The 13,349-nt window shown below is 60.4% G+C and carries 11 protein-coding genes and 1 pseudogene; 4 read left to right on the top strand and 8 right to left on the bottom strand.

Translation table 11 applies throughout. The features are described from left to right. Positions 1–93 precede the first annotated feature (93 nt). Together J2805_RS20970 and J2805_RS20965 are read left to right on the top strand one after the other, a co-directional pair. Positions 94–1,332 (top strand): ROK family transcriptional regulator, encoded by a 1,239-nt coding sequence (locus J2805_RS20970; protein ID WP_309979760.1) that lies wholly within the window; start codon positions 94–96, stop codon positions 1,330–1,332. A 343-nt stretch (positions 1,333–1,675) separates the two neighbouring features. After that, the gene (locus J2805_RS20965) at positions 1,676–2,698 is read left to right on the top strand and encodes an AraC family transcriptional regulator (RefSeq protein WP_309979756.1); all 1,023 of its coding nucleotides are present in this window, start codon (positions 1,676–1,678) and stop codon (positions 2,696–2,698) included. 855 nt (positions 2,699–3,553) lie between these two features. On the opposite strand, the gene J2805_RS20960 is transcribed toward J2805_RS20965, so the two are convergent. The 6 genes from J2805_RS20960 to J2805_RS20935 all read right to left on the bottom strand — a co-directional run bounded on the left by J2805_RS20960 (position 3,554) and on the right by J2805_RS20935 (position 10,332). Further along, positions 3,554–5,167, bottom strand: a complete 1,614-nt coding sequence (locus tag J2805_RS20960; RefSeq protein WP_309979754.1) for an amidohydrolase — start codon at positions 5,165–5,167, stop codon at positions 3,554–3,556. An 18-nt stretch (positions 5,168–5,185) separates the two neighbouring features. Further along, on the bottom strand, positions 5,186–6,337 hold the full coding sequence (locus J2805_RS20955) for an FAD-dependent monooxygenase (RefSeq protein ID WP_309979752.1): 1,152 nt from the start codon (positions 6,335–6,337) through the stop codon (positions 5,186–5,188). 46 nt (positions 6,338–6,383) lie between these two features. Continuing rightward, positions 6,384–7,481: an ABC transporter ATP-binding protein gene (locus J2805_RS20950; protein WP_309979750.1), complete on the bottom strand. Its 1,098-nt coding sequence runs from the start codon at positions 7,479–7,481 to the stop codon at positions 6,384–6,386. Continuing rightward, a complete protein-coding gene (locus tag J2805_RS20945; RefSeq protein WP_309979748.1) occupies positions 7,478–8,293 on the bottom strand; it encodes an ABC transporter permease in 816 nt (271 codons plus the stop codon). The genes J2805_RS20950 and J2805_RS20945 overlap by 4 nt, the downstream gene beginning before the upstream one ends. After that, the gene (locus J2805_RS20940; protein ID WP_309979746.1) at positions 8,290–9,156 is read right to left on the bottom strand and encodes an ABC transporter permease; all 867 of its coding nucleotides are present in this window, start codon (positions 9,154–9,156) and stop codon (positions 8,290–8,292) included. The genes J2805_RS20945 and J2805_RS20940 overlap by 4 nt, the downstream gene beginning before the upstream one ends. Positions 9,157–9,234: 78 nt before the next feature. Next, positions 9,235–10,332 (bottom strand): extracellular solute-binding protein, encoded by a 1,098-nt coding sequence (locus J2805_RS20935; protein WP_309979744.1) that lies wholly within the window; start codon positions 10,330–10,332, stop codon positions 9,235–9,237. A 569-nt stretch (positions 10,333–10,901) separates the two neighbouring features. Here J2805_RS20935 and J2805_RS24015 point away from each other — a divergent pair. After that, positions 10,902–11,150, top strand: a pseudogene (locus tag J2805_RS24015) (helix-turn-helix domain-containing protein); the annotation flags it as partial. Between the two features lie 99 nt (positions 11,151–11,249). After that, positions 11,250–11,528, top strand: a complete 279-nt coding sequence (locus tag J2805_RS20930; RefSeq protein ID WP_309979742.1) for a cupin domain-containing protein — start codon at positions 11,250–11,252, stop codon at positions 11,526–11,528. A gap of 115 nt (positions 11,529–11,643) precedes the next feature. Here J2805_RS20930 and J2805_RS20925 read toward each other — a convergent pair whose 3' ends face one another. Continuing rightward, positions 11,644–12,441: a putative hydro-lyase gene (locus J2805_RS20925; RefSeq protein WP_309979740.1), complete on the bottom strand. Its 798-nt coding sequence runs from the start codon at positions 12,439–12,441 to the stop codon at positions 11,644–11,646. After that, entirely contained in the window at positions 12,438–13,337 is a 900-nt protein-coding gene (locus tag J2805_RS20920) for a carcinine hydrolase/isopenicillin-N N-acyltransferase family protein (protein WP_309979738.1), read from the bottom strand. Before J2805_RS20920 ends, J2805_RS20925 begins: the two co-directional genes overlap by 4 nt. Positions 13,338–13,349 lie beyond the last annotated feature (12 nt).

The raw sequence follows: 13,349 nt of genomic DNA, 5'->3' as shown, positions 1-13,349 counted from the left end.
AGTGGAGATGAGGTCCCCTCGGAGTCCTGTGAAGCGTGGTGTGTCAAGATCTCACGCTTCCCACTCCTCTTTTGAGCCCCGAAACGGAGAGACATGCACAACGGCGGCGCCGGCGAACTTTTGCGCATCCTGCGGGACGGACGCCCGCGAACCAGGGCCGACCTGGCCGGGATAACGGGCTTGGGGCGAGCTGCCATCAGTTCCCGCCTCGAGGCCCTCCTGGAACTCGACCTAGTTGTGCCGGTGTCGGATGCGGCTTCCACCGGAGGACGCCCCTCGGCGCGACTAGCCTTTAACCCCCGTGCAAGGCTGGTCGCTGCCGCCGACGTCGGCGCCACACACGCGACCGTGGCTCTCACGGACCTGTCGGGAAGGATTCTCCTGGAAACCACTGAACGACTTGAGATTTCGTGCGGACCCGAATTTGTTCTGGACTGGCTAGCGATGACACTGCAGGGTCATTTGGAAACGAAGAAGCGTCCGGCAACGGACATCATCGCTGTCGGGATCGGGCTACCCGGTCCCGTGGAACACTCCACCGGAAAGCCGACCAGCCCTCCGATCATGCCGGGATGGGACGGATTCGATGTCCCCGCTTATGTTCAACGGACCTTTGACGTTCCCGTACTGGTCGACAACGATGTCAACATTATGGCCCTCGGCGAGCGGGCGACACGCTGGCCCAACGAGGACAACATGATCTTCCTTAAAGTCGCCACCGGCATCGGCTCGGGCGTTATTAGTGGAGGCATACTGCAGCGAGGCGCAGCAGGAGTTGCTGGAGACGTCGGCCATATTGCCGTTTCCAAGGCGGCAGGAATTCAATGTCGCTGTGGCAAGACTGCCTGTCTGGAGGCCATCGCAGGCGCCCCGGCAATCGCCGCCCAGCTCCGCGAAAACGGACTCGAAGCAACCACCGCAAACGACGTCGTCTCACTCGTCCGTTCCGGCGATTTGGCTGCTATTCAAGCCGTCCGGCAGGCTGGCCGCGACATCGGAGAAATGCTTAACATGTGTGTGAGCCTCATCAACCCTTCCCTGATTGTCGTCGGCGGATCGCTTGCACAATCCGGAGAACATCTGATCGCCGGAATCCGTGAAACCGTCTATTCACGCTCAACGCCGCTGGCGACCCAGCACCTGAATATCACCCAATCCGAAACCGGCCCGGAAGCTGGAGTCGTAGGGGCCAGCATCTTGGCCGTCGAACATGCCCTCGCCCCTCACCGAGTCAATGATTTCGCGACCAGGCTGCACCCCGGCGGACACCAAAATACCGATGATCTGCAGAACGTGGATTACATCGCCCAAAGTGTCCCGGCCGCTCCGTGACGCCGCGGCCGAACAATTGCACCCGCATTTCCTTAACCACGTCTCCAAACGGAGATGTCGAAGAGGCGCACGCCAAAGTGTGGAGCGGGCGATAGCGTCGTTTCTCCGAGAGCCCTGCCCTAACTAACGGCATGTCATCCAGCCCAAGGCGGTGGCCCATACCGGTCGCGTCTGGCGCCGGCACTAAAGCCGTAGACGCACCAAACAAAACGTACACGGGTAAAATATACGTAACAGCTGAAGTCCTTTCTGGTCAGTCTTATGAGCCACCGTAACCGCTTCCTCAGACGTCGTGGCCACCCCAGGACCGTCAGAAACATTCGGCTGTGTAAAGGAGGATGGCATGCCTCAATCTGTTTCCGAGAACAGCGGTCATCTGCGACGATATGCAGTGCCGGAGGGGCTTAGTCCCGAACAAAGGTTCGAACATTGGCGAACATGGTACGGCAGTGCTGTCGAGACTCCGATGCGGTTGGAAAAGTTGGCACATGCTGCTTCCGTGCCTTTCACTCCTTCGGCCATTAGTCTTGCCGGGCCAGGTTTCACCCTCATAGAAATGGTCAACGCTCCGGCTTTGGGTTCGTGGGCGCCGAATCCTGACACTAGGGATCTGCGACTGGCCTACTTCAGGAGAGCGCCCGCCCTAATTCTCGCTCTCAACGGCGTGCCTGAGCCAGTATCACCGGGCGCCGTCAGGTTCATCGATACCTCGCTGGGCGGAAGTTTCGATGCGCCCGAAGGTTTTCACGCCTTGCAGCTCAATATCGACCGCAGCAGCCTGAATGTGAGCGAGGCCCAACTGCGCTCCCTGCTTCGGCTGCCGGACCTCGCAAGGCACCCAATTGTGGGCACTTTCATGATCCCCGCGCTGATGTCCTGGAAGCGGCAGGGCATCGACCGGGAGGCATCGGGAACCGGAGACATTCTCCGATCCGTGATGGCGACCCTGGTGGGTTCCCTGCTTGAAACACCGGTCGGCGATGAGGCGCAGAAGCCGGCCCTAAGTCGGGCGGTGAAGAAATACCTTGATGCCAACTATGACAACCCCGAGCTAGACGTGGCAACGGTCGCCGAAAGGTTCAATCTCTCCCGTCGCTCTCTGTTCTACTTTTTCGAGAATGAAGAGCTCCGCTTGGGTGAGCGTATACGCGCCTTGAGAACGCGCAGAGCGCTGGAGCTACTCCTGCAGGCCGACGCTCAAAAGATAACCTACTCCGAAATAGCGACATCATGCGGATTCAGCAATGTGCAAAGCCTGCGCCGCGCAGTAAAAGAGTTTACCGGGATGAATGTAAGGGAGATCCACCGATCCGAGCCCGTGGTTCGTGACGCCCTGCAACAACTGCGCGAGTCACTGAACCCCTAACGCCTGACCGTCCTGAATAGTCAACATCCCCAGCACTCGTCAGACGCGCGTTTGACGTATCGGCTAGGTCATTGAGCAGGTCTTGCAACCCGCCTCGTGCGCGACTGGTGTCCCTTGCAGCGGACCGGACAACAGCTTGAACTACACCCCAACTAACGTCTGACCGTTGGTGGCGGACCGTCAGAATAGGGTCTAAAACGCTTTTCCGGACTCTCACGATGTTCGGGTCTTAGATTTGAACATGACAGATCTGGGCGGAAACGCGGCAGTCGGAGTTCAAGCCCAACGATTGGGTCGGGGCTCGCTCGAGCGCTGATCGCCGCTATTACGTCGGCCTGTAGCTTACAAGGGGCTGCGGTGGTTCCTCAATTGGCGAAGCTCCGGTCAAATAGCGGTTGACCGGAGCTTCGGTGGACAAATCGTGCTGGCCCGTACAGCACTCAGCCGTCCTGACGGATCCACGGCAACGCCTGCGTTTCGCCTCTGGACTCCTGCGCCTGGCCCGACACTCGCAAAGCAGTTACCCGTGGTTCGGACAGGCGGTGGCGCCATCAATTAATGAGCGCTCCTACGGTGGACGCAGCGATCAACGACCTTCTGGACTGGGCATGGCACGCAGTTTATGACCTGCTTGCGGCAAGGGCCTTGCTGGGTGAGGGCCTGAACGTCGGAGAATACGCCGGGATGTCATCCCGGGTGGAGGGCCCGACCAGATACACAGTTGTCCTCCCGGGCAGTGGCTATCCTTTTCGTCGACCGGCCCGGTTCGATTCACAGACTATTCAGCTCAGTCCGGGTGAAGGCCTAACCGCTGTAGGTGTCTGACGACCTCTGCGACGACAGTATGTTCGCCCATCACACCGCCGCCTTCATAGTGATATCGGCGAGCTGGCCGAAGACTTCGCGGCCTCCGATGATCGAAACTTTGGTATCGATCCTGTCGAAATCTGCCAGGTCGGTCTGGTGTGGGTCGCTGCTGACAACGATTAGGTCTCCTAGTTTCCCCACCTCGAGGCTTCCCTTCTCAGTCTCCTGCCTGGTGGCGTAGGCGGCATCCGAGGTGTAAGCGCGCAGGGCAGTCTGCACATCGACGCGCTCGGCATCATTGACCGGGACGCCATTCTTGTTGCGCAGCTCCAGCATGCATTTCATGGTGACCCAGGGGTTCGTCGTAAAAGGCTGTGCCCCGGCCGTATCCGAGTTCCCGGGAAGAATTCCCTGGATCGATCGAAGGGTTTTGATCGCATATTTGGAGGCTCCCTCCGGCAGCCGCTGTTCCGGCTCGTCCGGCTCGGCAAGGACGAATCCTGGGTTCGGTACCGCAATGCCGCCGGCTGTCACTAGGCGCTTCAGCTGGGCGGTACCGAAACTCTCGTTGAAGAAGTGCTCGATCCTCAGGCGGTGGTCCAGTTCCGGATACAGTTCGTGGACACGTTCCACCGCTGAAACCGCAATTTCCTGGGCGAGGTCTCCGATGGCATGCGTGCAGACCTGGACCCCGTGTCTCGTCGCCTCGACGAGTTCCTGCACCAGTGTCGGATAAAGCCTGGTCAGCAGTCCCCACTTTTCCGCATCTTTCCCGACGAGATCCGACCGGTACGCTCCGTCTCGCCCGCCGTCCATGAAGATCTTAAGGCCTTGAAGCCAGATATTGTCGTTGCCGAAACCGGAGCCGAGGCCGCGGAAGGCCGCATCGGATACGGACGCAAGGGGTTGGTGACCTGGCCCGGCTGTCAGCAGCAGCCCCATCCGGGGGATGCTTCCCCTGGAGGCGAGCGCCCTCAAAGCTGAAATCCCGTTGTTGGATGCGGCAATTTCGTGGACGGTCGTGACACCGTTCCTAATGAATAACGATCGGAGAGTCTCTTCCATTGCGTCCGTAAGAGCGTCGGCCCCAGGGGCCGGAGCAGCAACTAAATCCCATCCTTCTTCGATGACTCCGTTCAGAGTCCCGTCCGGATTCTTCTGAAGGCGCACGCCGATGGGGACCACAGTGTCCTCCGAGATTCCGCTGGCCTCCAGAGCCGCGGAGTTCAAGACGAACTTGTGCAACGTCCAGCGGATTGCTACCGGATGGTCGGGAGCCACCTGATCGAGCTCATCGCGTGAGGGCAGGTCCTGGCTGAATGTTCCCTGGAGCACAAGCCACGTACCTGGTTTTGTTGTGGCGCATTGCGACCGGATCTCGGCGAGGATTTGGGCCCGGTCGAGGGCTCGAACGTCCCGCCAGAAATGCCGCGACATTGTGATCAGCTCGACATGCGTGTGGACGTCGATGAATCCCGGAAGCACGGTGGCACCGCCGAGGTCGAAGATAGACGCGTCGGGGCCGAGGCTGTCGAGGACCGATGCCATATCTCCGACGGCGACGATTCGGTCGCCGTGGATACCGATCGAGTCGGCGACGCGGCCCTCGTCGTCCATCGTCAGAATGTTGGCGTTGACTAAAGCGAATTGCTGCTGTTGCATTTGCCTATTCCCCCCTGGTCACTGTTCGGCCGGTACGGTGTTACCCAGCGGTCGCGGCGCGACAGCCCCGCCGCGCCAATAGAATTCCCACCGCGATCCGAGGACGGGAGAATTGGAGATGGCCGAGAAGAGCTTGCTGCGCAGCGGTGCCAGCGGGCGCGGCCACTTGTAGTTGAGTATGTCGTAGGCGGTCGTGAGCCGTTGGACCATGTTGATCCGCGGCCGGGAGGAGATTTCCCAGTCTGACAACGCCGTGCGGATATCTGGTGTGTAAGCCACGCACTCCGCGAGTTCCCAGGCCGCAGCGATGGCAACGCCGGCCCCCTGACCAAAGTTCGGTGGCTGGGCGTGGGCAGCGTCGCCAATGATGGCTACGTTTCCCTTCACCCAGGTATCACAGTGCACGACGTGGTGCCGGTGGTGGATCGACAGTTCCGGCGTTACTGCGGCAAAGTATTCCTCGAGGTGGGGGAAATGCCGTGTCCAGTAGGACGTGTCTAGGGGAACTCGAGTCGCCCGGCTCTCCCTCTCGGGACCGATGATGAACATGTACGTGAAGTCATCGGAACAGGGTGCGATGCCGACGCGGAGCTGCCCGGACCAGTGCTCGGTGCTGAACGGGCCCTCCTTTTCCTGACGGGGCACTAGCACCCGCGTGGCTCCGTCTCCCAGTCCGATCTTGTAGCGGGCCAGATCCAGCGAGTCGCGGACGCGGGAGTGCAGGCCGTCCGCACCGATGACCAGGTCTGCAGTCTCCTCACTCCCGTCGGCAAATAGGAGCGTTCCGGCAGGCGTCGCCCCGACGACCCGGCGGCTGGTATGCAGACGCGCTCCGAGATCCAGTGCCCGCTCCTGCAGGGCGTTGTGCAGCTCGGACCGCAACGTGACGACCAGTCGTTCCTGGCTCAGATCACGGCTCGTGACCACACGCCCGTCCTCGTCGAGTATGCGTGCGGCCTCGATTCTGACGCCCTTTTTCGCCAGCAGGTCGGAAAGTCCGAGACGGTCGAGCACAGCAAAGCTGTTTTCTTTGAGATAGATGCCAGCACCGATCTCACGCGGCTCTGTCGCTTGTTCATAGACGTCGACCTCGAACCCGAACGACCTGAACGAGGCAGCGGCGGCCAGACCGGAAATGCCGGCCCCTGCAATGACAACTCTCTGAGACATTTTTCTCCTTGGCTGGATTTCAAGCTTTTGATAAATGAGAGTGGCGCTAATCGCGCATTACGTTGATGGCGGCAGCGGGAACGAAAAGGTCGACATCGTCGCCGATTCCGGCCGCGCACCCGCCGTCGATGTCGCGACGTATGATGATCCGGCCGATCTCCGGCACGTGTGCCTGGATCTGCTCGTGTTCTCCCAGGAGATGGCACTCTTCGACCCGGGCGCGGAAGCGAAGTCCCGGAGCCGGGGAATTCCCTGCGCCGAGCATGAAGGCCTTGGGGCGCACCGCCAGGGAAACCGGCCCGGTGAAGTCCGCATGTGTGGGGAAAACCTGCGAATACGCATGGACCGCTCCGTCCCGCACCTCGCCCTGGAGAACGTTGGAGTCTGAGAAGAACTTAGCGACAAACGAGTTGGGCGGCCGATGGTAGAGCGACATCGGGGTGTCCAGTCCGGCGAAGCGGCCCTCGTTCATAATGGCCACCCGGTCGGAGAGGACCAAGGCCTCTTCCTGATCGTGGGTGACGTAAATGACCGTGGTTCCGATCTGCCGGTGGACACGTTTGATTTCCTCCTCCATCTGCAGGCGGAGGCTTCGGTCCAAGGCGCCGAGGGGTTCGTCCATGAGCAGGATGTCGGGCTCATAGGCCAGTGCCCGTGCCAGTGCGACGCGCTGCTGCTGGCCGCCCGAGAGCTGAGCGGGCTTGCGCCCGGCGTGCTGGCCCAGTCCGACGATCTCGAGCATTTCGTGCACACGTGATTCCAGCCTGGCGCCGCTCCACTTGCGCAGCTTCAGTCCGTAGGCCACGTTCTGCGCCACCGTCATATGTGGAAAGAGCGCATAGTTCTGAAAGACCATCCCGAGTCTGCGCTCTGCCGGAGCCAGACTTCCAAGGTCCACGCCGCCGAGCCTCAGGACTCCGGAGGTGGCAGCTTCGAACCCGGCGATGATGCGCAGTAGGGTCGTCTTTCCCGAGCCGGAGGGCCCCAGTAGCGTCAGAAATTCTCCTGGCCGCACGTCCAGGTCTATAGATCGGAGGACCTCGACGTTTCCGAAGGTCTTGGTGAGTGCCCTGATATGGAGTGCACTGTCCTGGTCGGGTTTGCCGTGCACGTCCAGGGGGGGTGCCTGCGTCGAGGTGATCACTTGATGTCCTTCCGGAGAGCGGAACCGGCGAGCATGATTGCTGCCGTCGTAATCATGAGGAGTGTGGCCATGGCCGTGATGGCGGGGTCCACCGCGTATTGAACGGAATCGAAGATGTACTTCGGCAGCGTGACCAGGTCTGCACCGCCGAGGAACGTGATGAACACGGCCTCGTCGAAGCTGCTGATGAACCCGAAAAGCATGGCCGCTATGATCGACGGGGCAAGCAGGCGGACGGTTATGCTCGTCCAAGCCTTTAGGCGACTCGCCCCCATCGTCATGGCAGCCAACTCCAAGTCGGTGCGCACTTGGTCCAGTGAGGTTGAGAGCACGATCACGACCATAGGCAGCGCGTGGACCGTGTGCGCCAGGATAATGCCCTGTTTTGTCCCCAGCAGGTCGAGCTGTGCGAAGACGGCATACATCCCCACCGCGTAGGCCGATGCCGGGATGACCAGCGGGGCGATCGCCGTGGCTTCCAGGATGCCCCGGCCTTTGAGCGCGCTGCGTTTCAGGGCGAACACCAGTGGAAGGGCGACGAGCAGTGAGCCAATTGCAACATACGCTCCAATTTCCAGTGAGAGCAGGGTCGGCGCTCCCCACTTGTTTGACGTAAACACATCGACGTACCGGTCCAGTCCCCAGTCCTTGGGCGGAAACGAAACCCGCTGGTCGTTGGAGAAGGAGAGGACCACAATGAAGACCGCTGGACCGAGCAAGAAGAGCACCGCGCAAGCGACGAGCACCCTGCCCATGACGCCGGTGGCTCTATCGAACGCCCGGTTCCGGAAACTGGGAATTGTGCGGATCATTTTCCGATCCCCTGTCGAAGTGCCTTCGCCCCGACGAACTTGAATGTCACGAGCAAAACAGCCAGCGCCGTCACCAGGAGGATGACGGATGATGCGGCTGCCCGCGGGTAATTGAAATAGGAGAAGATATCGTCGCCGATAACGGTGGCCATGAACGGCGATTGCGCACCGCCCAGCAGGACGGGTGTGATGTAGAAACCTATGCTGATCGCGAACACGATGGCGCCGGCTGCGACGGCCCCGGGTCGTACCAGAGGAAGCCAGACCGAGACCATGGCCCAGGTACGGGACGATCCCAGCACGCTCGCCGAATTGAGCAGTTCTTTGTCGAAGTTCACCATTGTCGGATACATGGCCAGAACCGCGTAAGGAAGCATGGTGTACGTCATGCCCAGCACCACCGCCAGCGGTGTATACAGCAACGGAAGGGGTTCCTCGATAAGACCGAACTGAAGCAGGACCGTGTTGACGAGTCCGTTCTTGGACAGCAGTACCGCCCATGCATATGACTTGACTACCACGCCCATCCAGAACGGCAGGAGCACAGCCGTCCATAGGAGCGCCTTGGCCATAGGCTTTTGCGCTTTCGCCAACTGCCAGGCGAGGCTGCCGCCCAGCACCAGACACAGGGCCGTTACGGTCAGCGACATGACCAAGGTGGTGAGCAGCGCGTTCCGAATGGCCGGCGAACCGAATGCGGCCGCGTAGTTCGAGAAACCTCCGGAGCCCCCGGTAAAGGAATCGACGCCGAGTTTCACCAGTGGGTAGACGATGAAGAGGAGAGCCACGGCAACCAGCGGCGCGATCATCAGGAGGCTGGGGACAGTGGGCAGTACGGCACTCCACTGTCGTGTTCGTTGCACGGAGCTTGTTTGTGGCTGCTGACTGACTACAGGCATCCCGCTCTCCTTTTCCACACCCTCGACGGATCAACGAGAAGCCTAGCCACGCAGGAACTCCTGCCAGCGGTCGTTGACTTCCTTGTAATTCTTGACATACCACGCGTAGTTCATGACACCCAGAACCTCGCGGTTGGCGGGAAAGTCCGCGAGTTTGCTGGCAACGTCGGCGGGCAGGAAGTCAAAAGCCTTGGGGTTCGGCACCGAATAGCCGAGGGCCTCGGCCCACTTGGCTTCCGCCTCCGGATGCTTGGCGATCCACTCGACAAACTGCCACGACGCTGCGCTGTTCGGAGACCCGGCGACGACGTTCCAGAAGCCGGGGTTATAGAGCCCCTGGTCCCAGTTAACCGCCATCGGAGTCCCCTGCTTGTCGACGGCATAGGCACGGCCGCTGTAGCTGATGCCCATGTCTGCCTCGCCGGAGGCGAATACCTGCATGTTCTGATCGCCGGAGGACCACCAGGTGCCCATGGATGGCTTCATCTTCTTGAGGGTCGCGAACGCGCGGTCAAGGTCGATCTCATGCGTGGCCAGATCATCAACAGGAACCCCGGCCGCCACCTCTGCGAGGCTCAGGTTGACCAAGGGGGAGGTGGCGACGCTGGTGCGGGTACCAGGAAACGCTGCCGTGTTGAAAAGTTCGGTCGTGTTCGCCGGGCATTTCGCGACCGCGTTTTTCGAACACGCGGAGATGTATCCGAGGCTGGACCAGCTAATACCGAAGTCAGTGACGGCGCTTTGCGGCAGCACCTCGAGGATACGGCCCTTGACGTCGTCGGGCATCTTCTCGATGAGTCCCTTGTCATAGGCGATGTATGCATCCGGGCCCGAAGTCGAATCCAGCAGGTCCCATTCGATCTTGTTGGCCTGCTTCTGAGACTCTAGGGTCGCGACGTACTTTCCGGGTGCGTCGACAATCTTGACATCGAACCCGGTTTCGGCGACGAACGGGTCAACGAGGTAACTCTTTGTCGCCGCTGTGAACGGGTTGCCCCAGCTCGCGATGACCAGCGATGGTTTGGCCTGGGCCGCGCCTTCCGGGGAAGAGCACGCCGCGGAGCCCAGCAGCAAGCTGGTCAGCGCGGCCCCAAGGCCGACGCGGCGCCAGTGCGAAAGGGAGTTGTTACTGAATGGCATTTTTCAACCTGTCTATCTCGAAAATGGAACCAACGTATAGATCGGTGACAGAGCGGACCGATGACCCACATGACGCTCGTGAGGCGTGCCGGAGGGAGACACCGCTTGCCCCCGGGCATGCCCGGGCTCGAACAGGCTGACGAGCTTCTGAGAGCCTCGTTGCCCGACTCAGCGTCATCCCAGCAGTGGCGCATCTTCGCACCACTATCCGCTTCCGTGGAACTGGTAAATCCTTTGAGACTTAAGTCACACATAAGTTCTATGCAGAGAATATACTCATGCTTAAGTTTTTGGCAAGAGCTCAACTGAAGCGCTTTGCAGACCATGACAGGAATGAGCATCCATCGGCCATGTCCCTGAAATACCGGGAAAGTAGCTTGATTAGGCGCTCAAGTCATCAAACTTTCGATTCCCTACCCGGCAGTCAGACTAAAGATATCTTCAGCGGAAGTGCATCATTGGTGTATGGAGCGGATGAAAGGATTCTGAAGTTCCACTACAGTCAATACGATGAATGAAATCCTGCAGCTCATTCGCCGTGCAGCCATCAACAGTTGAGGAACCCACTCATGCTCACCCGTAACGGTCCTGGCCAATCGTCTGAGAATCAGACACGAGGGGCAGAGGAATCGCCCCACGATCTGGATCTCGGCCGCCGGATTCGCAGTATCCGCCGAGGCAAAGGATTCTCGCTCCGACAGGTTTCGGCCGAGGCAGGAGTATCCGAGGGATTTCTCTCCCAAGTCGAACGCGGCAAGGCGAGTCCGTCCGTGGCCTCGCTACGCCGGATCTGTCAGGCCCTCGGTGAGCCCATGGGAGCACTGTTTGCCGATCCCGCTGAGGCTGACGCTGGCAGTCCTCTGGTCCGGGCCAAAGATCGGCGACGTATTAGACGTGCCGATGGGAGCGCCGAGTTCATGCTCACTCCGCGCGACGCACGGAAGCTGCAGATCCACCAGACCATCGTGGTACCCGGACGCTCGTCGGGCCCAGAACTGTATACCCACCAAGGCGACGAAGAATGCATTATCGTTCTTGAGGGAACCCTAACGATACGTACCGGCAGCCGCGAGTATGTCCTGGACGCCGGCGATGCCCTGCTGGTCGATCCTCAGATCGGACACGGCTTCGCGAATCACGGAAGCCGGGATGCCATAGTCCTGTGGGTCATTACCCCGGCGGGCCAGGACATGTAGGCAGCCCGGCCGGGCGCGTTCCAGCCTGCAGCGGGTGGCTCGTGGACGGGGCCCGAAAAGTTGCTCCCATGAGGCCCGCCAGGGGCCATCAAACCTGTCGGCGTCAGTGCGCCAATCAGAATAGAGCATTCGTTCGGTAGCTGCTCTCCAGAACGTCGGTGATGAACATGTGCCCGGGAGCGTGGCTAATGGCGAACTCTGGTTTGGAAGCCATGACCGCGCTCTGCGGCGTTACACCGCAGGCCCAGAAGACCGGAACCTCGCCCGGGCGTATCTCCACAGCATCACCGAAGTCCGGGCGGTTGATGTCCGGAATGCCGATCTTATCCGGAGAACCGACATGGATGGGTGCGCCGTGTACTTGCGGCACCTCACCCGTGATACGGGCTGCCGTCGCAACCAATTCCGGCAGCATCGGGCGCATTGAAACTACCATCGGGCCGTGTATCCGCCCGGCCGGGGCACATTCGATGGTGGTGCGGTACATCGGAACGTTCCGACCCATCTCGACATGACGCAGGGGGATGCCTTCCTTGACCAACGCAGCCTCGAAGGTGAAGCTGCAACCGATGAGTATCCCGACCAGGTCATCGCGCCAGACTGAAGTGACGTCATCGGTCTCCCCAGTCAGCTCGCCGTTCTGCCAGACCCGGTAGGCGGGAACGTCGGTGCGGATGTCGGAGCCGGCAGCCAGTGCGCTGGCAACTTCACCCGGCTGGATGACGTCAATTACCGGACAGGCCTGGGCATTGAGTGCACAGAATTCCAATACTTCTTCGGCGTAGTCAGCGGGGACCGCGATTAGGTTGGCTTGAGTGAAACCGTCGCTCCATCCGGCCGTGGGGGTGACTAGGCCCCTGCGAAATTTTCCGCGGGCTTTCGAGGGCGCCATGCGCGCGGGGAGGTTGGTCATGCTGCGAGCACCTTCGTTCCGTAGAGAGTTATTGTTCCATCTTCTGTGGTTAGCAGTCCTGTATGGTCCACCTTCGATACCTGAAACGGCAGGTACTCACCCCAGGAGTCTCGAATAAAACTTTCGTACCCGCGAGACGTGCCTGAGGGCCATCCGTAGCACCACCAAAGGGTGCCCTCAGCAGGGACGATGATCTCACTGGATATCGTTCCGCTGTCCTTGCCGTGAGCATCGACGGTCCGCGCCTCCTGGCTGTTGGCGTCTTCCTGGTCATCATTTTGGGCAAGGGCCGAATGTAGGGCTTGACGGACATCCTGTACTTCGAGGAGCGGCGTGGACTGCACGACGGCGGCCTGGCCGAGGCGTTCTCTGGAAAAGCTCTCTCCCACCCAAGCCTCATCGTCGGGCTCTTGTCCCGCGAACCAGGAATTGGTGCAGGCGATGTTTTGCCCGGGTTCAATTGTTCTCCGGGTCGAGCGTTGACCATTGATGGTGACCACAACAACCCCCTTGCCATCGGCTATCAGGTAGTTCCCGTCGTTCAGTCTGGAAGCCCGCTGTTGCAGCAATGAAACGAGTTCCTCCGCCGAAGCCGCCTGGCCCAGTGCATCGCGGGTTCCCCGCCGGTCTACTAGCTTCCTGTACCCATTGGATTCCGACTTTGATGCGGGCACGAAAGAATAAGTGAAAGCCACTCCACGTGCATTCAGGCCCCTGGTCATCACCGAATTCCAAGGGACCGCCTCAGCGGCCCTGTGGGTGGTCACTTCCGTTCCGATGAATGGATGGGCCCCTTCGGTTGATGCCAAGACCCGGCTGCCAACGAGATACGGATTATCGCTGTTGCTGCCTAGTACCGGTCCGGCCGTGGATTGTGCGGCAAGGAGGGTGCACATTCGAGTTACCTG

This window comes from Arthrobacter oryzae, assembly GCF_031454875.1.
GTDB classification, from domain to species: Bacteria; Actinomycetota; Actinomycetes; order Actinomycetales; family Micrococcaceae; genus Arthrobacter; species Arthrobacter oryzae_D.
This window is presented reverse-complemented; position numbering and strand designations above follow the sequence as displayed.